Genomic DNA, 21,751 nt, shown 5'->3' on the forward strand with positions numbered 1-21,751 from the left:
CAAGCCCCGCGAAGAGGGCAACCGACAGGACAGTGCGGCGCTCCAGAAACTGGCGCGCGTCATCGGCTTTGCATGGGAAGGGGTACAGAATGGGAAATCTGGATATAGCGATCGTCGCCGTCTATCTCGTGGCGGTCACGGGCATCGGGCTGTATTTCGCCCGCTCGATCAAGACCGAAGAAGATTACATCGTCGCCGGCCGGCGCATGGGGCCGCTCTGGCTGACCATCTCGGCCTTCGCCTCATGGACCGGGCTTGCCGGCCTGTTCGGCACACCCGAAATGGTGGTGCGCTATGGCATAGCGGGCGCATGGTGGTGGTACACCTTCCCGATCGGCCTTTTGCTGATGGGCATCTTCCTGGCGAAAATCGTGCGCCAGCGCATGCATGTGACGACACCGGACATCGTCGCGCAGGATTATCCGGCTTCCGTGCGCGTCGCCGCCTCGCTGGTCACCAGCTGGAACTACCTTGCCTGGGCGGCGGCGCAGGTCTTCGGCATCTCCATGGTGTTCACCCTGTTCTCGGGCATGGACCCGAAGACCGGCGCCATCGTCGCCTTCCTGGTCGTCATCGTCTACACCATGCTCGGCGGCTTCCTCGCCGTGGTGGCGACCGACGTGCTGCAGGCCGTCATCTTCCTCATCGTCATCGGCGTGGTGGCGCCGCTGTTCGTCATCTTCGGGCCCGGCGTGCAGCATATCTATGAGGCGACGAAGGACATTCCCGGCTTCTACGATCTGTTCGCCAACGTGCCGCCGGCGACGCTGTTCGTCTGGTTCCTGCTGCTGCCCGCCGGCTTCATCGACACGATCGGCTTCCAGCGCGTCTTCTCGGCCAATTCGCCGGACACCGCGCGCAAGGGCCTGATCAACGGCTTCGTCATCATGGCGGTGTTCGGCGTCATCCTCACCTTCCTCGGCGTCGCCGCCAAGGCGCTGCTGCCGGCCGATGCCAACCCGGTCAACGCCATGCCCGACCTGATGGTGCAGCTTCTGCCGCACGGCGTCATCGGGGTCCTGGTCGCCGCCTTCCTGGCGGTGGCGATGTCGACGGCGAGCACCACGCTGCTGATCACCGCCACCACCTTGCAGCGCGACGTGATCTCGCGGTTGCGGCCCGGCGCCAGCGACAAGGAAAGGCTGTGGACCAGCCGCATCCTGCTGCTCGTGCTCGGCCTGGCGGCGCTGGTCGTGGCGCTGTCGGTACCCGGCATCGTCACCATCCTGATGCTCGGATTCTCGGTCTATGTGCCGGGCCTGCTGTTGCCGGTGCTGTCGGCCACTTTCGGCTGGCGCATTCCGTCGTGGTCGATGCTCGCGACCATCGTCGTCGGCGCCGGCTCGACCGCGATCCTGGTGCTGATGGGCGAACCCGGCGGCATTCCAGCCTCGCTGATCGGCTTCATCCTCTCGGTCGTCCCCTTCGTCGCGGGGCTCTTGATGCGATCGGAACGGCAACCCGCGTGAGCACGGAAGATCAAGAAGAAGCAACGAGTTAGAATTCCATCCTGAATCAATGCGGGATGGAGCCCCGATGCGGAGAGACCAATGCTGAAGACCAGCTTCGACAGACTTTCGAGCACCGATCAGGCGCTCGTCACGGCCGCCGCGCAGGCCCGCGACAAGGCTTACACGCCCTATTCCAACCACAAGGTCGGCTCGGCCGTGCGCACCGCGTCGGGCCGGCTGTTTTCCGCCTGCAACGTCGAGGTCGTCACGTTGCAGCAATCGGTGCACGCCGAGCGTAACGCTGTGATGCAGATGGCCGCCGCCGGCGAGCGCCAGATCGAGGCAATCGTCTGCCACGGCCCCTATTCCGGCGTGCCATGCGCCGAATGCCGGCAGGTGATCTGGGAGTTCTGCTGCGATGATCCCGGGGTCAGGATCATCGGCTCGACACTCGACGGCGAAATCGAACTCATGACCATCGGCGAGATTTATCCAAGCCCTTACGGGCCGGGCACCAAGGGTATCGACCCGCGCAAGTTCTGATTGCGCGGGCAACCCGCTTTGCAGCCGGCCCGCCACCAGCCCGGCGGCGGGCCGGGCGTTGTTACTGGATGATCTTGATGATCTTGTGGGTGCCCGGATCCACGATCACCGTCTGGTTGTCGATCACGGTGTAGCGATATTTGACATTGGGGACTTCGTGAAGCTCGACCGTGTCGGGCAGAGCCGTGCCGAGGCTGAGTTCGACGCCGGGAACCTTCACCGAAGCCAGCGGCTGCTTCTTCACGTATTCCTTGATCACCGTTTCCTGCTCGGGCTGGATGATGACGTCTTCGGCGGCGGCTGCGCCGACACCCGCGAGCAACAGAACCGCGGCTACGGCGGCAAGATTCTTGTTCATGAATTCCTCCATTTGAAATCGGCACAGCACAGGATTGTCGCCGCGCTGAGGATCGAACTTCAGGCACGGATGAACGTTCCCCGGTCGGGCTTCGGTCGGGCCAACCTCGGACTTAGGTCCCATTCAAGAACGCAATGGTCCTGCCGCCGCTCCCGCCGGGAACGGTCGCCTTTCGCACTCGTTGTCGCTCCGTGCAGGCAGCTGACTGATATCAGCAAGCAGCCCCATGTTTTTAGCGAATTGGCGCAGCTACGTCCCTTCCTGCGCCAATAGGGTTCGCTCACTGCGTCCAGTTGGTGAGCGAACCCTGAATTCCCCGGCATCGGGCCGAGACGGGAGGAGGTTGTGATGTTCGGCGACAAGGAAACCCGTCTTATCGAGATGGTGCTGCTGATGGCGGTCCCGTTATCGGCGTTGATCCCCGCATTGCTCGTCACCTTCACGTCGAGCTGGTAGCAGCCCGCTTCGAGAAGGACAGCCCCGCCTGCTTTGGCGGAGGGCTCGGCATCCGCTGATGCCCGTTCACGATTGTCGATGCGTGATTTGGAGGAGAGGGAAAATGCAACTTGGTGACATCATCGCCAACACCTTGGCCATCCTCTTGCTGGTTTGTTTTCTCGCCAGCACCTTCTTCCTTTTCGGAAAGCCATTATGGCCGGAGCAGCACGCTCGCATGGTCATCATTGTGCCGGTTGACACGATGACGACATCGTCGACCGGCCGCGGTGGCGCCCCTGTCCTCCCAGGCACTTTCGACACCAGCATTGCCCGTCCGAGGCCGTCCTGACGGGCATCATGGGCATGCGCGCCAGCGAATGCAGCCGCGCCCGAACAGCCCGGAACCAAACCAATCGGCGAGGGTTTCCCAGTGGAAGGGACCGCAACCACGGAAGCGGAGTAATGGAACTTCTGACCTTGGAACTGGCCCGGGCGAGGCAGCGCCTCAACCGAGCGAAACTTGCCCTGGAACGTGCAAACGCGATGCTGGACGAGGACTGTGGCGTCGGTATCAATCTGAGGCTTTGCGACAGGATACGATCCGCGCAACAACGCGTCGGCGAGGCGAAAGCTCGGCTTGTGAAGCTCGATCCCGTAAGCATGGATTCAGGCCACAACGGTTGAAGCAACTGAGAGAGAGGCGCCCGCCGAATCCTCATTCAGGCAATCGCCAGTTCACCCTCGGATTCTACCCGGCAGCCCGGCCCTAGGCCTAGGAAGACTCAAGTCTTGCGCCGCGAACCGGTCGCGCGTTGGTCGCTGAGGTGAGGACGCCATCCATGCACTCGGTCCCGCCCCGCGGCCTTGGCGCCGTAGAGCGCCTCGTCCGCACGATTCAAAAGATCGGCGATCTCCATGGCGGCGCCGCCGGCATCGAAGGTGCCGACACCGATGCTGACGGTAACGATGCCTTTTTCGCTGCCGGCATGCCCAAGAGCGAGGTCGCGCACCTTGCTCCTGAGGTTTTCGGCGATGACGAAGGCGCCCCGCGCATCGGTCTCCGGCAGGATGAGCGCGAACTCCTCGCCGCCATAGCGGGCGGCCGCGTCCGCCGGCCGGCGGGCTGCCGCCTCGATGCAGCGGCTGACGACGCGCAGGCATTCATCGCCCGCCGGATGGCCGTAATAGTCGTTGAACCGCTTGAACCAATCGACGTCGATGATGAGCAGACTGAGCGGCATTGCGTTGCGGCTGGCGCGGGCGAATTCGCGCGCCAGCGCTTCGTCGAAGGCGCGCCGCGTCAACAGTTCGGTCAGGCCGTCACGGTGCGCCAGAAGGTTCAGCTTCTCATTGGCGGCCATCAGTTCGGCCTCGACCTGCTTGGCCTCGGTGATGTCGGAAAACACGCTGAGGCTGCCGCCATCGCCAGTCGGCCGGGTGCGCACATCGAGCCAGCGCCCGTCGGCAAGCTGGACCTGGCGGTGACTGACGAGCTTCTGCGCGGCCATGATGCCGGCGATCCAGTCTTCGACCGCGTCCGGCGGCGTGGTCCCTTCGCCGCGCTCCGCCGAGGCGCGCAGGATGTCGCGGTAATCGGCACCCGGCACCCTCATGTCCGCCGTCTTCGGAAACATGGCGCGGTACCGGGCGTTGCACAGCACCAGCCTGCCGTCCGGATCGAACATCACCAGGCCGTCGGCCATGTGCGTCAGGGCGTCTCCGAGCCTTGCCTGGCTTTCCGCCAGCTCGTTCTCAAGCTGCTTGCGAACGGTGATGTCGCGATTGTGCGTGATCAGGCCGATGATGGCTCCGCTCCGATCCCGAAAGGGCGCCTTCAAGGTCGCCAGCCAGCCATCGGTGCCGTCCTCGTGGTGAAGGCGCTGTTCGATGGTGGACGAGGCGCCCGAGGCCAGCACGGCAAGCTCGTCCTGGCGGAAGCCCTGCGCCGTTTCACGCGGAAAGAAGTCGAAATCCGTCTTGCCGATCAGCGCCTTGGCATCGGCCGCATGCATCAGTTCCGCCGTCGCCGGATTGGCCGCGATGAACCGCCCGTCGAGATCCTTGACGTTGAGGCAATCGGGCAGCGTCTCCACCACGGCCTTGTAGATGCGCCGGGACTGCAGCGCTTCGAGGCGACGCCGCTCCTGGTAGAGCGTCAGCCCCGACAGCACCACCGAGACGAAGATGAGCAGGGAGGACGGCAGCGCCACCTTCGGCAGCACCATCTGCAGGACATCCCGCGGCAGCACGCTGAGGCCAAGCAGTGACGCCGCCGCGGCGGCCGCGCCAAGGATCATGATGTCGATCATGGTGGCGCGGCGGCCCTTCAGGGCAAGGTTGCCGGCAACGCCAACCAGCATGGCGGCCGCGATGCCCACGGCGCCGGCGAAGGCGCCGATGCCGCCCTCGAAAGTCCGGAAGGCACCGGCCATGAGCCCGGCGACGATGCCGGCGACAGGACCGCCGAAGAAGCCGGCAACGGCAATCATCGTCGCCCTGAGATCGGCGAACACGCCCGGCTGCAACTGCATGGGTGTCAGCATCAGGACGATGGCGCCGGCGCCCATCAGCAGGCCGAAGGCCGCTGCCTTCGCGGCGGCCGGCCAGCGATCCAGCCACACATGGGTGTGGATCCAGACCGAAACGAACATCGCGACGACCGCGAGATTGGCCAGCAATTCGGACCAGGGCGAACCCATCGCGCGCCTTTCCTTTTACCGGGCTTTCGCCGTATCGCCTCCTCGATAGGCCCTCAATGACAACAAAGTGTTACATCGGGGATTTGTCCTTTGGTCGAAAGCAATCGTGGCGACAGGCCGAAAAGGCCGGCGCGATGTGCGGCACGATTTCGGTCCGGGATCAGTCCCACCGCATCCCAGCGACAAAGTCGATGAACGCGCGCAGCGGTGCCGGCGTCAGGCGGCGGCCGGGATAGTAGAGGTACGGGCCTGAAAATTCCTGCCACCAGGGCTCCAGCACCGGCTCCAGCCTGCCATCGTCGAAATAGGGATGCAGCCAGTCCTCGAACAGACTGACAATGCCGCCGCCGGCGACGGCCACCTCGAGCGCGAGCGCCATTGCGGTGCCGGTGCTGACCAGCAGCGGGCCGGTCGGCTCGACGCTCACCTCCTCGCCGTCGCGTTCGAACTCCCAGGGCGGCGTGAAGCCGCTGGCGAAGCGTCCGCGCAGGCAGGCGTGATCAAGCAGGTCGCGCGGGTGCTCGGGCCGGCCGCGCCGGTCGAGATAGGCCGTCGCAGCGGCGGTGGCGAAGCGCTGGCGGCGCGGGCCGATCGGCACGGCGATCATGTCCTGCTCCAGCCGCTCGTCATAGCGGATGCCGGCGTCGCAGCCGCTCGCCAGTATGTCGACGAAACTGTCCTCGGCGGTCACTTCCAGGCGAATGTCGGGATAGGCGGCGAGGAAGGGCGGCAACAGGCGCGGCAGCACCAGTTTCGCCGCCACGACAGGCACGTTGAGCCGCAGCGTGCCGGCCGGCCGGCCGCGAAAGCCATTGACCACGTCGAGCGCCGCCTCGACCTCGCCGAGCGCGGGACCGAGCCGTTCGAGCAGGCGCGCGCCGGCCTCGGTCGGCGCCACGCTGCGCGTGGTGCGGTTGAGAAGCCGCACGCCGAGTTCGCTCTCCAGCCGCCGCACCGTCTCCGAGAGGCTGGAGGCGCTGACGCCGCCCACCCGGGCCGCCTCGCGAAAGCCGCCGGCGCGCGCCACCGCCATGAATGCCTGGAGGTCGCCGAGATTTGCCGCCATTGTTCGCCTTTCCGCACAGGCCGTGCCGATTGCACCATATTATCGTGCAGGCGCGCCTTGTCTATATCTGGCTGATCCAAAGGAGACGACACCATGACCGACATCAGCAAGGCCGGAAGCTTCAAGCTCGGCGACCGCACCGTGAAGCGCCTCGGCTACGGCGCCATGCAACTGGCCGGCCCGGGCGTCTTCGGTCCGCCGAAGGACCGCGAGGCAGCCCGCGCCGTGTTGCGCGAGGCCATAGCCAGCGGCGTCGACCACATCGACACATCGGATTTCTACGGTCCCCACGTCACCAACCAGATCATCCGCGAGGCGCTGCACCCCTACCCCGCCAACCTCACCATCGTCACCAAGATCAGTGCCCGGCGCGGCGCGGATGCATCGTGGATCCCCGCAATGTCGCCCCAGGAGTTGACGCAGGCCGTGCACGACAATCTGCGTAATCTCGGACTGGACGTGATCGAGGTGGTGAACCTGCGCTCCATGCATGGCATCCACGGACCCGCCGAAGGGTCGCTCGAGCCGCAGCTCGACACGCTCGCCGAACTGCAGCGCCAGGGGCTTGTGCGCCATATCGGCCTGAGCAACGTCACCCGCAAACAGATCGCGCAGGGGCGCGGCATGGTCGACATCGTCTGCGTGCAGAACCAATACAATATCGCCCACCGCGAGGATGACGCGCTGATCGACGAGCTTGCCGCCGACGGCATCGCCTATGTGCCGTTCTTCCCGCTCGGCGGTTTCACGCCGCTGCAGTCGAGCACGCTTGCCGACGTCGCGCAAAAGCTCGGCGCGACACCCATGCAGGTGGCGCTCGCCTGGCTGTTGCGCCGCGCGCCCAACATCCTGCTCATTCCCGGTACCTCGTCGGTCGAGCATCTCAGGGAGAACCTGGCGGCGGCCGAACTGGACCTGCCGGCGGATGCGATCCAGATCCTGAACGGCATCGCGGCCGAGAAGGCAGCCGCCTGAGCTTCCAACGCCACGCTTGCCGGGTGGAAATCTCCATCCCGGCGAGCGCCATCTCTCGCGGTTTCAGGAAGCTCGTTGACGAGGTACGGCAGGCAGCCGTCGCCGAAGGCCTGCGCGGCGACGCCGTAAGTGCCTTCCTCAAATCGGTGGGCATGCCCCGCCTGCTCATCGTCTTCATGAAGCTCATGCCGATCTGGCGACGGCTCAAGGCCGTGGCGCATACCTTGCCGTATGACGGCGCCATCGTCGCCGGCGATCAGCTTGGCAAGACGCTCGATCCCAGCCGCTGGGCATCGCTGCGCGTGCCGGTACTCGTGAGCAACGCCGGCGCGCGCCGCGCAGCAAGCGCTTTACGACGCCCGTTTCCCGGCGGCGCTCATCACCGTCGGCGACATCCACGCCGAGTTCGATCGGCTGACCGGGCGCGGCGTGAAATTTCTCGGGCCTCCGGAACGCACGGGCCCGGTGACATCGGCCTTCTTCGACGACACCTGCGGCAATTTCATCGTGATGGCCGAGCCATCCGCCTGAAGCGCTTGTTGCTGGGACAGGAAACAGACCGGCCGCGCCCGGCTTGCGGTGCCCGCCTCGCCCGTGGCATCTGTCCGCTGGAACGGATCACCGGCAACAGAATGGCAGCACGACCACCTCCGCCCGGCCGGCCGCCAGCCGGCAAGCCACGCAGCGCCGGACCTTCCGGCGTCAGCCTGAACCGCGCGCTGTCAAAACTCGGCCTGTGCTCGCGCACGCAGGCCGAAGTGCTGATCGCGGCGGGCCGCGTGCGCGTCGGCGGCAAGGTGGTGCGTGACGCGGCGCTGCGCGTCGACATGAACCGCGACCGCATCGTCGTCGATGGCGATGCGGTCGTTGCCGAGCGCAAGGTCTATCTGATGCTGAACAAGCCGCGCGGGCTGGTCACCACCCGCGACGATCCGCAACAGCGCGACACCGTCTATGCCTGTCTCGAAGGGCTCGATTTGCCCTATGTCTCGCCGGTCGGCCGTCTCGACAAGGCCAGCGAAGGCCTGTTGCTGATGACCAACGACACGCAGTTTGCCAACCGGCTGATGGATCCGGCTTCGCATCTGCCCAAGACCTATCACGTGCAGGTCGACACGGTGCCGGATGAAACGACGCTGGACATGTTGCGCAGTGGCGTCACCGTCGACGGCGAGACCCTGACCGCCAACGCGATCACGCTCTTGCGCAGCGGCGGCCGCACCGCCTGGCTGGAGATCGTGCTCGACGAAGGCAAGAACCGCCACATCCGCCGCCTGCTCGCCGCCCACGGCATCGAGGTCAAGCGCCTCATCCGCATCGCCATCGGCAGCCTGCCGCTCGGCAACCTCGCCAAAGGCACGGCGCGGCATTTGACGGCGGAAGAACTGGCGTTGCTGGGCTGACAAAACATCCCGCCCGCCAGGCCGAAAGCGACCTGGCCATTCATTGCGGCAGTGGCGACCGGATCGAACGGTTAGAGCAGTCGATCAGGCCTTGTTGGTGATCCACATGGTTGGCGCGCCGACCACGCCGGCGCTCGCCATCGCCTCTTTCAATTTTGGGTTTTTGATGAAGGCCTGCGCTTCGGCGGCACTGGCGAAATCATGCGTCACGGTGACGTCGTTGGGGTTGTCCGCCGCCTGGTAGACGGCCTCCGCCTTCACGCCGTTGGCCTTTTGAACCGGGGCGAACCCGTCATAGACTTTGCGCCAGGCCTTGTAGTCGGACACGGTATGTCTCACGAACAGCGTCGTCATCGTACACTCCTCCCAAGGGCTGTTGTTATTGGTGCGCCCAAGAGATCGGCGATGGGCCGTCCAGTTTATCGCCCCAATCATGTCCTTGGCAAACCGGCGAACGAATGAGAGCCGCATTTTACCGACGTACCGATGAATTCAACCCGCCTCGGCTGTCCTGATCATCAGGCGCCGGAATCCTCCGGGCCGGAACAGCGAGGTGAACCATGGGATCGTTGCAAGGTCAAAATGTCGTCGTCGTCGGAGGCAGCCGGGGCGTCGGCCGCTCCATCGTGGAGGCGGCGCTGAGCGAGGGAGCAACCGTGCTCGCCGTCGCCCGGGGCGCGGACGCTTTGACGGAACTCTCCTGGGAGGCGTCGGGCGTAAAGACGCTCGTGGCGGATGCCACGCAGGCGGCGGCCCCCGATGCGGTCTTCGCCGCTCTCGAACCGGACGTGCTGGTGATCTGCGCCGGTGCCTTCGCCCCATCGGCACCGATTCAGGACCAGGGCTGGGACGAGTTCTCGGCCAATTGGGAAATGGACGTCAAGGCGTCCTTCCTGTTCTGCCAGGCAGCGCTGCGCGGCCGGCTGAAGCCCGGCAGCCGCGTGGTGCTGATCTCCAGCGGCGCTGCATTCAGCGGCGGCCCGCCCAATTCCGGCGGCTACTCCGGCGCCAAGCGCATGCAGTTGTTCCTCGCCGCCCACAGCCAGAAGGAAGCCGACCGGCTTGGCCTCGGCCTGCGTTTCATGGCGCTGGCGCCGATGCGCATCATGGCCGGCACCGGCGTCGGCCAGCGCGGCATATCGGGCGTTTCGGCCTATCTCGGCATCAGCCCGGCGGATTTCCTGGCCAGCATGACCGATACGCAGACGCCCGCCGATGTCGCCAGCGCCGTGGTCGCGCTCGCTGCCGGCAAGATGCAGGGCACGGCCTTCACGGTGAGCGGCAGCGGCCTTGCGGCGGCGGCGTGAGGCGCGCAGGATGGCCCGAAATCGTCACAGCGGACTTGAAATGACGGATGCTCCTGGCGCTTCCGGGCCATCGGGCCGGCCGGTCCTCGACCGGCCGGCCTTCGAGCGCCTGACCACCAGCCACCGCCGCGAACTCAAGCTGCATTGCTACCGGATGATGGGCTCGCTGCACGAAGCCGACGATCTCGTCCAGGACACGTTCCTGAAGGCATGGCGCGGCCGCGCGCAATTCGGCGGCCACGGCTCGCCGCGTGGCTGGCTCTACGCCATTGCCACCAACAATTGCCTCAACGCGATCAAGGCAAGGTCGTCGGCGCGCCGCATTCTCGAAGAGCCCGCACGGCCGTCGACCGAAGGCCGCGCCGCTGCCGGGCCGGCCGCCAAACTCGCCTGGCTGGAACCTTACCCGGACGCCGAGCTGCCGGATCTCGCCGATGGCGCAGCCGGGCCGGACGCACGCTACGAAACCCGTGAGGCCGTCCGGCTGGCCTTCGTCGCGGCGATCCAGCTTCTGCCGCCCAGGCAGCGCGCCGTGCTCTTGCTGTGCGACGTGCTCGGCTGGTCGGCGCTGGAAACGGCGCAATTGCTGGGCGGCTCGACGGCGTCGGTCAACAGCGCCCTGCAGCGGGCGCGCGCCACACTTGGCGAACGCTTTACCAAGGGGCGGCCACTGCAGCGCCCGCGGCCAAGCCCCGACGAGGACCTGCTGCTCGAACGCTATATCAGGACCTGGGAGGCCGCCAATCTCGATGGCTTCGTCGAACTGCTGCGCGAAGACGCCACCTACCACATGCCGCCATGGCATGACTGGTATCAGGGGCGCCAGGCGATCCACGACTTCTTCAAGACCGTGTGGAACAATTACGCCGGCTATCGCGCGGTGGCGACAAGGGCCAACGGCCAGCCCGCGGTCGCGATCTACGCGCAACGGTTTCACGACCCGGAATGGCGCGCGCAATCGCTGCACGTCATCGAGCCGGCCCAAGGCCGGATCACCGCGCTGACGGTCTATGTCGGCCCGCTCGGCCCCGATTTGTTCGCGGCTTTCGGCCTGCCGCCGGTCTGGACCGAACCCGAAGCGTAACCGTCACAACTCCTCTCCTGACAGAAAGCTGTCAGGAGGCCTGGTCTATGCATCGGCTGGGAAGCCCGCTCGCGGCTTCGAGATCAAGGAGCCAATGCGATGAATTTCGTCTCTGTCCGCATCATCACGTCAGATGTCCAGCGCCTCGTGCGCTTCTACGGTGAGATCACCGGCATACCGGTGACCGTATACACGGAAGACTTCGCCGAACTGGCGACGCCGGCCTGCACGCTGGCGATCGGCAGCACGCGCACCCTGATGCTGTTCGGCGGCGACATCGCCCGCCCCGCCGACAACCACACCGCCATCCTCGAGTTCCGCGTCGGCGACGTCGATGCCGAATTCGCCCGGCTGTCGGACCTCATCAAGAAGACGACCGTGCAGGAGCCGACCACCATGCCTTGGGGCAACCGCTCGCTGCTGTTCCGTGACCCCGACGGCAATCTGGTGAATTTCTTCCAGCCCATCACCGCCGAGGCGATCAGGAAGTTCGAGAGGTAGGAGGCGGGCGCGCGGTTTGAGTTGATTAGCGTCCAGCATCGGAATTAGCCTAAGCCACCCAACACGTCGTCATCCTAGGGCGAAGCAGGAGCGCAGCTCCGTCGCGGAGACCCTAGGATCCATGCCGGGACCTTTGCCGTGAAGCGCAGCGGAGCAGAATTCCGCACCGTGGCTGCGCCCCGAAGTCGCGGCATGGATCCCTTGGGCTGCGAAGCAGCTCCAGGGGTCTGCGCCGCGTCGCTTCGCTCCTTGCTTCGCCCGTGGATGACGAAGACGATAGGCGTCACCACATCTGGTTGATGTGGCCTGCCTACTTCAGGTTCCACTTGCGCACGACCGGCTCGGTCGGATCATGCTCGTAGCCCAGCACGCTGATGCTGGCCGTGTCGAGCACGAACAGCGCGCCGCCTTCCGGCGGCAGGCCGAGCCAGCGGGCGGCGAGCACGCGCAGGAAATGCGCGCTGGAAAAAATCAGTATGTCGGCATTGGCCTTGCGCAGGCGGTCGATAATCCTGTCGGCGCGGGCGCCGACATCGGCCGCCGTCTCGCCTTGCGGGCAACCGTCGCGAAACACGTTCCAGCCCGGCCGCTCGGTCAGGATTTCCTTGGTCGTACGCCCTTCATAGGCGCCGTAATCCCACTCCTGCAGATCGTCCATCTTCACGCTCCGCGCGCCAAAGCCAGCGAGCACGCTGGTGTTGTATGCCCGCTGCGACGGGCTCGTCCAAACCTGCGAAAACGACAGGCCTTTCAACCGGTCCGCCACACGGCGCGCCGCCGCTTCGCCGGCCGGCGTCAGCGGCATATCGGTGCGGCCGGTATGCTGCCCCGAAAGGCTCCACGCGGTCTCGCCATGCCGGACCAGATGGATCTGCGGATACGCGCTGCTCATGGAATGCCTTTCAAAGTTGCCCGGACCTTAGAGGACGATTCCGCGAAGGGGAATCCGGCCCGCGAAATTCACGCCTCATCTCGATGCGTTGGCGCTGCCCCTCATCCGCCTGCCGGCACCTTCTCCCCGTATAGTGACGGGGAGAAGGACGCTTTGTCCGAACCGGATAGATAGGTAACAGAATAGACCGATAGCATGGGTGACAGTTTTGTCCGCCGGAGGACAGGCGATGATTTCGCGACTCTCCGGCGTTGCGGGAAGAGCACTGTGGCCGCAACTGCCCTTTCTCCCCGTCACTATACGGGGAGAAATGCCCGGCAGGGCAATGACGGGCGGCGCCGGCGCCAACGATTGACCGCCCGGGACACCAAGCTCTGGATATCGAATCCCTCGCTGGCCCTGATCCCCGCCGCTTTGGCTCAATGAATGAGCGCGGAGGCATAACTATCTATGTTGGAGAGTAATCAGGCATCACAGGTCGGATCATCATGTACAAACATCTGCTCATCGCCACCGACGGCTCGGAACTGGCCGGCAAGGGCGTCGCCCAGGGCCTCATTTTGGCCAAGGACCTCGGCGCCGCCGTCACCTTCGTCACCGTTTCGGAACAATTCCCGATCTTCGCCTGGGGCGGCGCCATGGCCGGCTACGCCGCCGGCGATGAACTGGCCGTCTTCCAGGAAGAATCGCGCCGCTATGGCAGGGAAGTGCTCGACAAATGCAAGGCATCCGCAGATGCCGCCGGCGTCTCCGCCAAACTGGTCCATGTCGAGGACAAACGGCCCGCCGAAGCGATCCTGGACCTGTCCAAGACGCAAGGCTGCGACCTGATCGTCATGGCCTCGCATGGCCGCCGCGGGCTGGGCAGGCTGCTTCTGGGCAGCCAGACGGCGGAAGTGCTGTCCTACACCGAGATTCCGGTGCTGGTGGTGCGGTAGGTCCCGCAGCTCACTTTTTACAAAATGGCGCCTCCGGTCAGGGCTGCTTGGCGGGTTCATTGGTCAGCGCATATTCAACCCGTGGCGGGTGCCCGAAGAGCTGTTTGTAGGCCCGGCTGAAGGCGGCTTCGGACTCGTAGCCGATGCGCAAGCCGATCTCGCCCACGCGCGCGTCCCGCCTGGCCAGCAGATCGCGGGCCAGGCCCAGGCGCCATTCATTCTGGTAGCGCAGCGGTGAACGCCCGACGAGCGCCGCGAAGCGCTCGCAGAAGCTCGAACGCGACATGCCGGCCTTGTCGGCCAGTTCATTGATGCTCCACCGCTGCAGCGGCCTTTCGTGGATGGCCTTCAGGGAACGGGCGATGCGGGCATCGGAAAGCCCGCCGAGCCAGCCCGTGGCGTGCCCTTCATGGACCCAGTTGCGCAAGGTGCGGATGACCATGAGATCGATGATGCGGGAAATCATCAAGGCAGCACCCGGCTGGGCGCCGCTGGTTTCGACCATCAGGAAAGGCAGCATTCCATCGACCCACCCTGCCCCCTGGGCGCGCTGGATGTGAATGCATTGCGGCAAGGCGAAGATCATCCCCCGCAGGCTGTCCGGATCGAACCAGAAGCGGCAGACGACGATCGCCACGGGTGGATGCGATGCCACCAGCCGCGACGCGCCGGGACCGCGAGGCAGCAGCACGAGGTCGCCGGCCTCGATGACGGCGGCGGCCTGGTCCTCGCTCTGCATGCGCAGCGCGCCGGCGGTCACCACGACGATATGAGCCTGCCCCTCGTCGAGATCGAGTTGCTCCGCCTCCGCCAGCGTGCGTGAAAAAACCTCGTCGCCGGTAAGCCTGATCTGCGCCAGCACATGCGAGAGAAGGTCGCCGGAGACACCCGCACGCGGCCCTCCATCCGGAAGAATGGTCAAGTTTTCAGGCGATTCAATCATGGATATGGCCGACCGGTTCTCATACATTCCTTGGCAAGGATAGCGCATTCCTATTGATTATGCGCTGTTTTCGCCTTGGCGCAAAGCCATTCCCGCGCCGAGGGCGCGAGAATGGGCTGTTCCAATCATCCAACCCTGAGGGCGTGATCAAGCGGGTCAACCTGCCGCCTCTCAGCCTCGGGCCATCCAACAAGACAGGACGTTCCAATGAGCACTCAAACCATCCAGGCGCCCAGCGGCGTTGCCGCATCGCAGTGGCTGAAGTCATATTATTTCCTCCGCGCCGGCTTTTCGGTCGCGTGGGTGGCGGCGGCCTTCACCCTTGGCAAAAGCGCGCCGCCGGTCGCGGCGATACTGCTGGTCGCCTACCCGGCCTGGGACGCGATCGCCAATATTCTGGACGCGCAGCGCAGCGGCGGCCTGAAGGCCAATCCCAGCCAGGCGCTCAACGCGGCGGTCAGCACGATCACGGCGATCGCGGTCTTCATCGCCCTTGGACAGGGCCCGCACGCGGTCCTGGCGGTGTTCGGGGCATGGGCCATTCTCTCCGGCCTGTTCCAGCTTGCGACCGGCGTGCGCCGTTGGCGGGCGGGCGCGCAATGGGCGATGGTGCTGAGCGGTGCGCAGTCGGCGCTTGCCGGCGGCTTCTTCATCAAACAGGCGATCGGCGCCGCCACGCCCGGCATCACCGATATCGCGCCCTATGCCGCGTTCGGCGCCTTCTATTTTCTCGTCTCGGCCATATGGCTGAGCGTCATGCAGGCACGCAAGCGCACCGCTTGATCCTTCAAAGTGCCGGGCCCCGCCGAAACACTCGAAAGAGGTTTTGGGGCCCGGCTCTTTTAGCCCTGCAGCGCAGCCTCCAACGCGAGATAGACCCCGAGCGCCAGCAAGCCGGCGAAGAACACCGTGCGAAAAGTCTCGACGCTCATCCTTTGGCGCAGCGCCTGGCCGACGACCATGCCGGCCAGCGCCGGCGCCAGGGCCAGCACCGACCCAGCCAGTTGCGCCGTCGGCGAGGCAAGCGCGCCGGCCCTGAACAGTCCAAAGCCGAGGGCCAAGGTCGATACGGTGAAGGACAGGCCAAGCGCCTGGATCAGGTCTTCCCGGCCCAGCCGCAACGATTGCAGATAGGGCACCGCCGGAATGACGAAAACGCCGGTGGCGCCGGTGACCAGCCCGGTCGCCACGCCGACCAGCGGCGATATCCAGGCCTCGTGGCGCGCCGGCGTGGTGAAGCCGGCCTTGGCCAGGCCGACAAGCGCATAGAGCATCAGCGCGATGCCAACCCCGGCCGAGGCCATCGTCGTGTGCGCGCCGGTCAGCAGGCCGGCGCCAGTCACGGTGCCGACGACGACACCGGCCATCATCGTCCACAGCCGTTTGCACAAGCCGCCGAAGGACGGACCGGTGAACAACTGCCACAGATTGGTGACCAGCGACGGAATCAACAGCAAGGCGGCGGCCTCAGCCGGCGGCATGGCCGCCGCCAGTAGGCCCATCGCCACGGTCGGCAGCCCCATGCCGACGACGCCCTTGACGAGGCCGGCGGCGAGAAACACGAAACCGATGAAGGCGACGGCGCCGATGCTTAGCATGGATGGCCGCTCAGCATCGATGGACGTTCCTTGGCATAGAGCCCGGGCACGCCGGTTCCTTCAGTCATGCAACAACATGTCCGTCGCCTCGGCATCCTGGCTTGCCGGCACGGCATCGCGGTTGACGGAAGCCGCCGCCACGGCGCATCCCGGCAAGCCAGGCTGCGCTTGCGCCATGGCAAGCGAGGCCACCGCGATCGCCAGCACGATCGCCGCGCTTTCAAGAATGCCGAGTCCTTGCCGGCCTGATGTTTTTTCACGCATAGCTTATCTCCGTCGCAAATGATTTGACTGACATGCGGGCCGCCCACAATGTGGAAGTTGCGCTGCCAGCCTTCGGCGTGAACGAAGGCTGATGCTGGCGCGGCACGATTTGCGGGAGCGAAAAATGCGATTCGACCTCACCGATCTCCGGCTGTTCCTGCTGGTGGCCGAACGCGGTAGCATCACCCATGGCGCCGAACTCGCCGGCCTGGCGCTGGCTTCGGCCAGCGCGCGCATCAAGGGCATGGAGGAAAGCCTCGGCGCGCCGCTTCTGGAGCGGCGCCGGCGCGGCGTGGTGCCGACGGCGGCCGGACAGGCGCTGCTCCACCATGCGCGCGCGGTGCAGAACCAGATCGAGGCGATGGCCGGCGACCTCGGCGCCTATGCCACGGGCCTGCGCGCCCGCATACGGCTGATGGCCAACACGGCGGCGACCAGCGAACTCCTGCGCGACACGCTGCCGGCCTTCCTGGTCGCGCATCCCGGGATCGACATCGAGCTCGACGAACGCCCCAGCCATGAGATCGCCGAGGCGGTGGCGAACGGTGCCGCCGATCTTGGCATCGCCGCGACCTGGGCCGGCCTTTCGCATCTCGAGCAAAAACCGTTCTTCGTCGACCGCCTGGTGGTGATCACGGCGCGGAACAGGCCCGGCCTCGAAGGCCAGACCGCCAGCCTTGCCGACCTTCTCGGCGAAGCCTTCGTCGGCTTGAGCGCCGGCCATCCCTTGCAGGAGCACATCACCCGCCAGGCCACCCGGCTCGGTGGCCACCTGCACTTCCGCATCCGCGTGCCCGGCCTCGACAATGTCTGCCGGCTGGTCTCGCAAGGCGCCGGCATCGCCATCGTGCCCGAAAGTGCCACGCGCCGTTCGGCCCGCACGCTGCGCAGCCTGCAGCTCGGCGATGACTGGGCCACGCGCCAGCTCAATCTGTGCGCCCGCCGCTTCGAGGCGCTGACGCCGCAGGCGAAACTGCTGGCGGCGGCGTTGGCGTGAGGACAAGCCGCCCTACCCTGCTCACACCACTTCGAGCACCTTGCCGGTGTCGTGCTGGCGCACGAAGTCGACGCGGCCGCCGTCCCAGTGGTAACTGTAGTGGCGGCCCTGGACCGGGACACCGATGACGTCGGGCCAAAAGATGCCGATACACTCCCCGTCCGGCATGCGCACGCTGTTCCACACCAGCCCGTCGCTTCCCGAGGCCCGCAGCGCCCGCCCTTCCGCCTGCGACGCCGTGTAGTCGTCGGGGTCGAGCACGCCGGGTACCGCGTTGACGTCGTCGAGGTCGCGGTCGACGCTGCCGATCAGCACGCGGAAATCGGCCGTCCAGCCCGGCGCCTCGTTGGTGGCGCGCATGAATTTCTGGTGATGGTGGATGGTTTCGGCCAGCGCCACGTCCTCGCTGTCGCCGGCATAATAGATGCCGTAGCTGCCGTCCGAGAAGCGGCCGGGCCGCAAGGTCGAGCAATGCACGAAAGGCGCCATGACGAAGCTGGCGCCAGGACCCGAAACCCGCCTTGCGGCCGGCACCTTGCCGAGATCGCCGAGCTCGAGCCGGATGCGCGGATTGGTCTTCTCCTCGACGGCGGCCAGCGCCTCCCAGTCGCGCGGGTCGGCGATGTCCTCGAACAGGTCGATCGGCGGATGGATGGAGCGGATGATGCGATAGGTCTGTGGCCAGTGGACGCGGCGCCGGACCGCGAGCCCACTCACCATGCACCACGCTCCGCGTCGAGCCATTCGCGCATCGCCGCGAGATCGGAGATATCGCCGCGCAGCATCAGCTCGAGCGCCGATTGCCCGCCGAAGGTGGCATTGGGCTTGCGGATCCAGGCATAGCCGCGCGCCGGCTCGGTGAAGAGGTAGCGCAGCCCCTTGTGGATGCCCATCAGGTGCGCCATGCGGGTGCGCAGGTCGCGGTCGATCCGGCCGATGCCGCCCTCCTTCCACCGCGCCCAGGTGCGGGCCGAAATGCCGCCAAGCAGGACGCAGGCCTCGAAGTCGGTGAGGTTCCAGGCCTTGAACAGATTGACCGTGGAGCGCGCCAGCGCACCGGCCTCTTCATCCGATATGGCCGAGCCGACCGCGGTCGGCGTCGTGGTGATGGCTTGAAGCTGCATGTTTAGACCTCGCTAATGGCAGATATATAGCATGTATCTGCCAATTGGCAAGGATGGGGGGTATGGCTGAGCATATCAGTGTGGGCCTTGTGACCGAGACCGCTAATCGCCGAGGTCGGCGCCGCCCCTCATTGTCCTGCCGGACATTTCTCCCCGTATAGTGACGGGGAGAAAGATGCAGGCCGCAATGCCGGCGCCGCCTTCGCAATGCTGGAGATTGGCGAAATCATCCGCGAAAGCGTCCTTCTCCCGTCACTATACGGGGAGAAGATGCCGGCAGGCAGATGAGGGGCGGCGCCGGCCCCTCTCCAGCTACGCTGCGGCCAAAGAACTACTCCGCCGCCTCATAGCCCGCGATGCCCTTGATCTCGAGGAAATCCTCGAGCCCGTATTCGGCATATTCGCGGCCGTTACCGGACTGCTTGTAGCCGCCGAAGGGCAGGCCGGCGTCCCATTGGGGATAGTTGATGTAGACATTGCCCGAGCGCATGCGCGCCGCCACGTCGCGGGCCTTCTGCAGGTCCTTGGCCTGGATGTAGGAGGCAAGGCCGTAGACGGTATCGTTGGCCTGCTCGACCGCCTGCTCGACCGTGTCGTAGGGCAGGATCGCCAGCACCGGGCCAAAAACCTCTTCGCGCGCGATGCGCATGTCGTGGGTGACGTCGGCGAACACGGTCGGCCTGACATAGTAGCCGCGGTTGAGTTCGGCCGGGCGGCCGGGGCCGCCGGCGACCAGCGTCGCACCCTCGTCGATGCCGCTCTGGATCAGGTCCTGGATCTTGTCGAACTGGACCTGGCTGACGACAGGGCCGAGCTTGGTGTTGGCGCCGTCGGCCGGGCCGACGGTGAATTTTTCAGCCGCGACCTTGGCGTATCCGGCGGCCTCGTCGTGGCGGTCGCGCGGCACGAACATGCGCGTCGGCGCGTTGCAGGACTGGCCGCTGTTGCCGAAGCAGCCGGCGACCCCCTTGCTGACGGCGGTGGCGAGGTCGACATCCGGAAACAGGATGTTGGCCGACTTGCCGCCAAGCTCCTGATGCACGCGCTTGACGGTGTCGGCGGCCGCCTTGGCCACCAGTATGCCGGCCCGCGTCGAACCGGTGAACGACATCATGTCGATGTCGGGATGGCTGGACAGCGCTTGGCCGACGCCCGGGCCGTCGCCGTTGACGAGGTTGAACACGCCCTTCGGCACCCCGGCCTCGTCGATGATCTCGGCGAAGATGATGGCGTCGAGCGGCGCGATTTCGGACGGCTTCAGCACCATGGTGCAGCCGGCGGCGAGTGCCGGACCCACCTTGCAGGTGATCTGGTTCAGCGGCCAGTTCCACGGCGTGATCAGGCCGACGACGCCGATCGGCTCCTTGACCACGAGATGGTTGCCCTTGACATGGCGGAACTGGAAATTCTTCAGCGTCTCGGCCATCTTCTGCAAATGCGCGAGACCGACGCCCACCTGGCTGTCGAGCGCCATCTGGCGCGGCGCGCCCATCTCGCGCGATACGGCGAGCGCCAGGTCCTTGCTGCGCTTCTTGTAGATCTCGATAACGCGGTTGAGGATATCGAGGCGCTCCTCGACAGAGGTGAAGCCGTATATGTTGAAGGCGCGCTTGGCGGCGGCCACCGCCTTGTCGACATCGGCCTTGGAGCCGAGCGAGATCTGCGCGAAGGCGTCTTCATTCGACGGATCGATGACGTCGAGCGTGTTGGGCACCACAGGATCGACCCACGCGCCATCGATATAGAACTGCAGATCGTGTGACATGGTTTTCTCCCTGGGGGTGCCGCATGGCCGGTCCGGCCGTGATATCGGGCTAGAAATAACGATGCGCGAACGGCGCTGTCAAACGCAACCCCAGAAATGGTTGAGCCAGCGCGCCAGGGATTGAGCCAGAGCGCCAATCGTTGATCAGGGGCCGGCGATGAGCTGCCTAGAGCAGCGTATGCCCGGCTTCGCCCAGAAATCCTCTAGCCGCGGGCTCGTCTGTCGCCTTCACCAGCAGGTGGTCGCCATCGAAGGTCGATACCAGGAAGATGCCCAAACCGTTTTCCGACAACGGCCTGATGACGGACAGCACAATGCCGGTTTCGTCGAACGCAAACGGCCCCTGCAACTTGAAGGCGACCCAGTCGCGATCGTGCTTGACGGCATCCGGCACGCGATCCTGAAGGCAGGTGATCGAGAGCTCGTCGTCGGTTCTGGTGATGCTGACGAAGCCTGGTCCGTCAGCCCAGGCAGGAATGCCGTCACCGGCTTGAAGCCGCGAAATCGCATACAGGCCGGAAAGTTGCTTGAGCTTGATCCTGGCAGCCATCCTCACGCTCCGGTTGGTGGGCATCCAACAAGCCGCTTGCTCATATAGACCGTCGTTCCGTTCAGGAACGGCTCCTCCCGGTCGACCGTATAGCCAAGCTTGCGATAGAGCGACAGATTGGCTTCGAAGGCGCCGTTGGTCAACAGGCGGAGCTCCGCGCGTCCTGCCGCGCGCGCCTTGCTCTCGGCGCGCTCCAGCAGCAGCCGGCCGATGCCCCTGCCCTGCGCCTGCGGCGCAACGCAGACATTCTCGACCCACAGGTGATCGTCGGCGAGCAAAGTCTCGATCATGCCGACGATGCGGCCGTCCTCGACGGCGAGATCGAACGGATGCTCGGCGACAGCCTTGTCGTAATCGGCACGCATCGGCAGCGGCTCGCGGCCGATCACCGGCACCCATCTGGCATAGGCGGCACGCACGATATCCCTGATCGCGGCGGCGTCGGCAGGCTCGGCCGGCCGAAACCGGATGGAAGGATTGGCAATCATCAAAAGGCTCCAGACATGAAAACCCCGCCGGCTGATGGTGCGGGCGGGGCGGGAAACGAACAAACCGGATCTATCGTGTCGGATTTATCGTCGCGCAATCAGCCTGCCGCTCCGCGCTATGCAGGAGCGGCGTCGCTTGGTGTTGGCGGGCGCGCGAGCGAACATGGCGGCAAGCTGGCGCAGGAAGAGCGGTGCGTCAAGATCTGGGGATTGACCCAAGCCCCCGACTTCGTCATCCACGGGCGAAGCAATGAGCGTAGCGTCGCGGCGCAGACCCGAGGATCCATGCCGCGACTTCCAGGCGCCGCAGCGGTGCAGAATCGGGCTCCGCTGCACCTGCCACCAAGGTCGCGGCATGGATCCTCGG

25 protein-coding genes and 1 pseudogene are annotated in these 21,751 nt (G+C 65.6%); 13 read left to right on the plus strand and 13 right to left on the minus strand.

Going from position 1 to position 21,751, the window contains the following annotated elements:
- Positions 1-89 precede the first annotated feature (89 nt).
- Positions 90-1,469, plus strand: a complete 1,380-nt coding sequence (locus tag EN851_RS32620) for a sodium:solute symporter family protein (protein ID WP_135930896.1) — start codon at positions 90-92, stop codon at positions 1,467-1,469.
- Positions 1,470-1,550: 81 nt separating this feature from the next.
- Positions 1,551-1,994, plus strand: a complete 444-nt coding sequence (locus EN851_RS32625) for a cytidine deaminase (protein ID WP_135930897.1) — start codon at positions 1,551-1,553, stop codon at positions 1,992-1,994.
- Positions 1,995-2,055: 61 nt separating this feature from the next.
- Here EN851_RS32625 and EN851_RS32630 read toward each other — a convergent pair whose 3' ends face one another.
- Positions 2,056-2,352 (minus strand): DUF1236 domain-containing protein, encoded by a 297-nt coding sequence (locus EN851_RS32630; protein ID WP_135882563.1) that lies wholly within the window; start codon positions 2,350-2,352, stop codon positions 2,056-2,058.
- Between the two features lie 559 nt (positions 2,353-2,911).
- Here EN851_RS32630 and EN851_RS32635 point away from each other — a divergent pair.
- On the plus strand, positions 2,912-3,139 hold the full coding sequence (locus tag EN851_RS32635; protein ID WP_127278833.1) for a polymerase: 228 nt from the start codon (positions 2,912-2,914) through the stop codon (positions 3,137-3,139).
- A gap of 113 nt (positions 3,140-3,252) precedes the next feature.
- Positions 3,253-3,474, plus strand: a complete 222-nt coding sequence (locus tag EN851_RS32640) for a hypothetical protein (protein ID WP_135930898.1) — start codon at positions 3,253-3,255, stop codon at positions 3,472-3,474.
- A gap of 98 nt (positions 3,475-3,572) precedes the next feature.
- Here EN851_RS32640 and EN851_RS32645 read toward each other — a convergent pair whose 3' ends face one another.
- Positions 3,573-5,489, minus strand: a complete 1,917-nt coding sequence (locus EN851_RS32645; RefSeq protein WP_135930899.1) for a diguanylate cyclase — start codon at positions 5,487-5,489, stop codon at positions 3,573-3,575.
- Positions 5,490-5,649: 160 nt separating this feature from the next.
- Complete coding sequence (locus EN851_RS32650) at positions 5,650-6,555, minus strand: LysR family transcriptional regulator (protein WP_127278836.1); 906 nt, start codon at positions 6,553-6,555, stop codon at positions 5,650-5,652.
- A 93-nt stretch (positions 6,556-6,648) separates the two neighbouring features.
- Here EN851_RS32650 and EN851_RS32655 point away from each other — a divergent pair, with 93 nt between their 5' ends.
- From EN851_RS32655 to EN851_RS32665, 3 genes and pseudogenes are all read left to right on the plus strand, one after another.
- Positions 6,649-7,530 (plus strand): aldo/keto reductase family oxidoreductase, encoded by an 882-nt coding sequence (locus tag EN851_RS32655; RefSeq protein ID WP_135930900.1) that lies wholly within the window; start codon positions 6,649-6,651, stop codon positions 7,528-7,530.
- 366 nt (positions 7,531-7,896) lie between these two features.
- Positions 7,897-8,061: pseudogene (locus EN851_RS32660) on the plus strand (VOC family protein); the annotation flags it as partial.
- Between the two features lie 101 nt (positions 8,062-8,162).
- Complete coding sequence (locus EN851_RS32665; protein ID WP_189521991.1) at positions 8,163-8,933, plus strand: pseudouridine synthase; 771 nt, start codon at positions 8,163-8,165, stop codon at positions 8,931-8,933.
- An 84-nt stretch (positions 8,934-9,017) separates the two neighbouring features.
- On the opposite strand, the gene EN851_RS32670 is transcribed toward EN851_RS32665, so the two are convergent.
- Positions 9,018-9,287, minus strand: a complete 270-nt coding sequence (locus tag EN851_RS32670; protein WP_127870192.1) for a cyclase — start codon at positions 9,285-9,287, stop codon at positions 9,018-9,020.
- A gap of 206 nt (positions 9,288-9,493) precedes the next feature.
- Here EN851_RS32670 and EN851_RS32675 point away from each other — a divergent pair, with 206 nt between their 5' ends.
- The 3 genes from EN851_RS32675 (at position 9,494) to EN851_RS32685 (ending at position 11,825) form a co-directional block, all read left to right on the plus strand.
- Complete coding sequence (locus EN851_RS32675) at positions 9,494-10,240, plus strand: SDR family NAD(P)-dependent oxidoreductase (RefSeq protein ID WP_135930901.1); 747 nt, start codon at positions 9,494-9,496, stop codon at positions 10,238-10,240.
- A 40-nt stretch (positions 10,241-10,280) separates the two neighbouring features.
- Entirely contained in the window at positions 10,281-11,324 is a 1,044-nt protein-coding gene (locus EN851_RS32680; protein ID WP_135930902.1) for an RNA polymerase subunit sigma-70, read from the plus strand.
- Between the two features lie 99 nt (positions 11,325-11,423).
- A complete protein-coding gene (locus tag EN851_RS32685; RefSeq protein WP_135930903.1) occupies positions 11,424-11,825 on the plus strand; it encodes a VOC family protein in 402 nt (133 codons plus the stop codon).
- A gap of 310 nt (positions 11,826-12,135) precedes the next feature.
- Here the strand turns inward: EN851_RS32685 and EN851_RS32690 are convergent, their stop codons facing one another.
- On the minus strand, positions 12,136-12,717 hold the full coding sequence (locus tag EN851_RS32690) for a histidine phosphatase family protein (RefSeq protein ID WP_135930904.1): 582 nt from the start codon (positions 12,715-12,717) through the stop codon (positions 12,136-12,138).
- Between the two features lie 488 nt (positions 12,718-13,205).
- Here EN851_RS32690 and EN851_RS32695 point away from each other — a divergent pair, with 488 nt between their 5' ends.
- Entirely contained in the window at positions 13,206-13,655 is a 450-nt protein-coding gene (locus EN851_RS32695) for a universal stress protein (protein WP_135916456.1), read from the plus strand.
- A gap of 37 nt (positions 13,656-13,692) precedes the next feature.
- On the opposite strand, the gene EN851_RS32700 is transcribed toward EN851_RS32695, so the two are convergent.
- Positions 13,693-14,598 carry an AraC family transcriptional regulator gene (locus EN851_RS32700; protein ID WP_135930905.1) on the minus strand — a complete coding sequence of 302 codons (906 nt, stop codon included), beginning with the start codon at positions 14,596-14,598 and terminating at the stop codon, positions 13,693-13,695.
- Between the two features lie 207 nt (positions 14,599-14,805).
- On the opposite strand from EN851_RS32700, the gene EN851_RS32705 reads away from it, so the two are divergent.
- Positions 14,806-15,381 (plus strand): DUF308 domain-containing protein, encoded by a 576-nt coding sequence (locus EN851_RS32705; protein ID WP_135920682.1) that lies wholly within the window; start codon positions 14,806-14,808, stop codon positions 15,379-15,381.
- A 59-nt stretch (positions 15,382-15,440) separates the two neighbouring features.
- Here EN851_RS32705 and EN851_RS32710 read toward each other — a convergent pair whose 3' ends face one another.
- A complete protein-coding gene (locus EN851_RS32710) occupies positions 15,441-16,196 on the minus strand; it encodes a sulfite exporter TauE/SafE family protein (RefSeq protein ID WP_135930906.1) in 756 nt (251 codons plus the stop codon).
- 60 nt (positions 16,197-16,256) lie between these two features.
- Complete coding sequence (locus EN851_RS32715; protein ID WP_135882541.1) at positions 16,257-16,460, minus strand: hypothetical protein; 204 nt, start codon at positions 16,458-16,460, stop codon at positions 16,257-16,259.
- Between the two features lie 124 nt (positions 16,461-16,584).
- Here EN851_RS32715 and EN851_RS32720 point away from each other — a divergent pair, with 124 nt between their 5' ends.
- Positions 16,585-17,457 carry a LysR substrate-binding domain-containing protein gene (locus EN851_RS32720; RefSeq protein ID WP_135930907.1) on the plus strand — a complete coding sequence of 291 codons (873 nt, stop codon included), beginning with the start codon at positions 16,585-16,587 and terminating at the stop codon, positions 17,455-17,457.
- A 21-nt stretch (positions 17,458-17,478) separates the two neighbouring features.
- Here EN851_RS32720 and EN851_RS32725 read toward each other — a convergent pair whose 3' ends face one another.
- The 5 genes from EN851_RS32725 to EN851_RS32750 form a co-directional block, all read right to left on the minus strand.
- Positions 17,479-18,177: an RES family NAD+ phosphorylase gene (locus tag EN851_RS32725; protein ID WP_135920689.1), complete on the minus strand. Its 699-nt coding sequence runs from the start codon at positions 18,175-18,177 to the stop codon at positions 17,479-17,481.
- Complete coding sequence (locus EN851_RS32730; RefSeq protein WP_135930908.1) at positions 18,171-18,581, minus strand: MbcA/ParS/Xre antitoxin family protein; 411 nt, start codon at positions 18,579-18,581, stop codon at positions 18,171-18,173. The genes EN851_RS32725 and EN851_RS32730 overlap by 7 nt, the downstream gene beginning before the upstream one ends.
- 331 nt (positions 18,582-18,912) lie before the next feature.
- On the minus strand, positions 18,913-20,346 hold the full coding sequence (locus EN851_RS32740; protein WP_135930909.1) for an aldehyde dehydrogenase family protein: 1,434 nt from the start codon (positions 20,344-20,346) through the stop codon (positions 18,913-18,915).
- A 166-nt stretch (positions 20,347-20,512) separates the two neighbouring features.
- The gene (locus EN851_RS32745; protein ID WP_135930910.1) at positions 20,513-20,896 is read right to left on the minus strand and encodes an ACT domain-containing protein; all 384 of its coding nucleotides are present in this window, start codon (positions 20,894-20,896) and stop codon (positions 20,513-20,515) included.
- A 2-nt stretch (positions 20,897-20,898) separates the two neighbouring features.
- Positions 20,899-21,384, minus strand: coding sequence for a GNAT family N-acetyltransferase (locus tag EN851_RS32750; protein WP_135930911.1), 486 nt, complete (start codon positions 21,382-21,384; stop codon positions 20,899-20,901).
- Positions 21,385-21,751: the final 367 nt, after the last annotated feature.

The organism is Mesorhizobium sp. M8A.F.Ca.ET.208.01.1.1 (assembly GCF_004791315.1).
GTDB lineage: Bacteria > Pseudomonadota > Alphaproteobacteria > Rhizobiales > Rhizobiaceae > Mesorhizobium.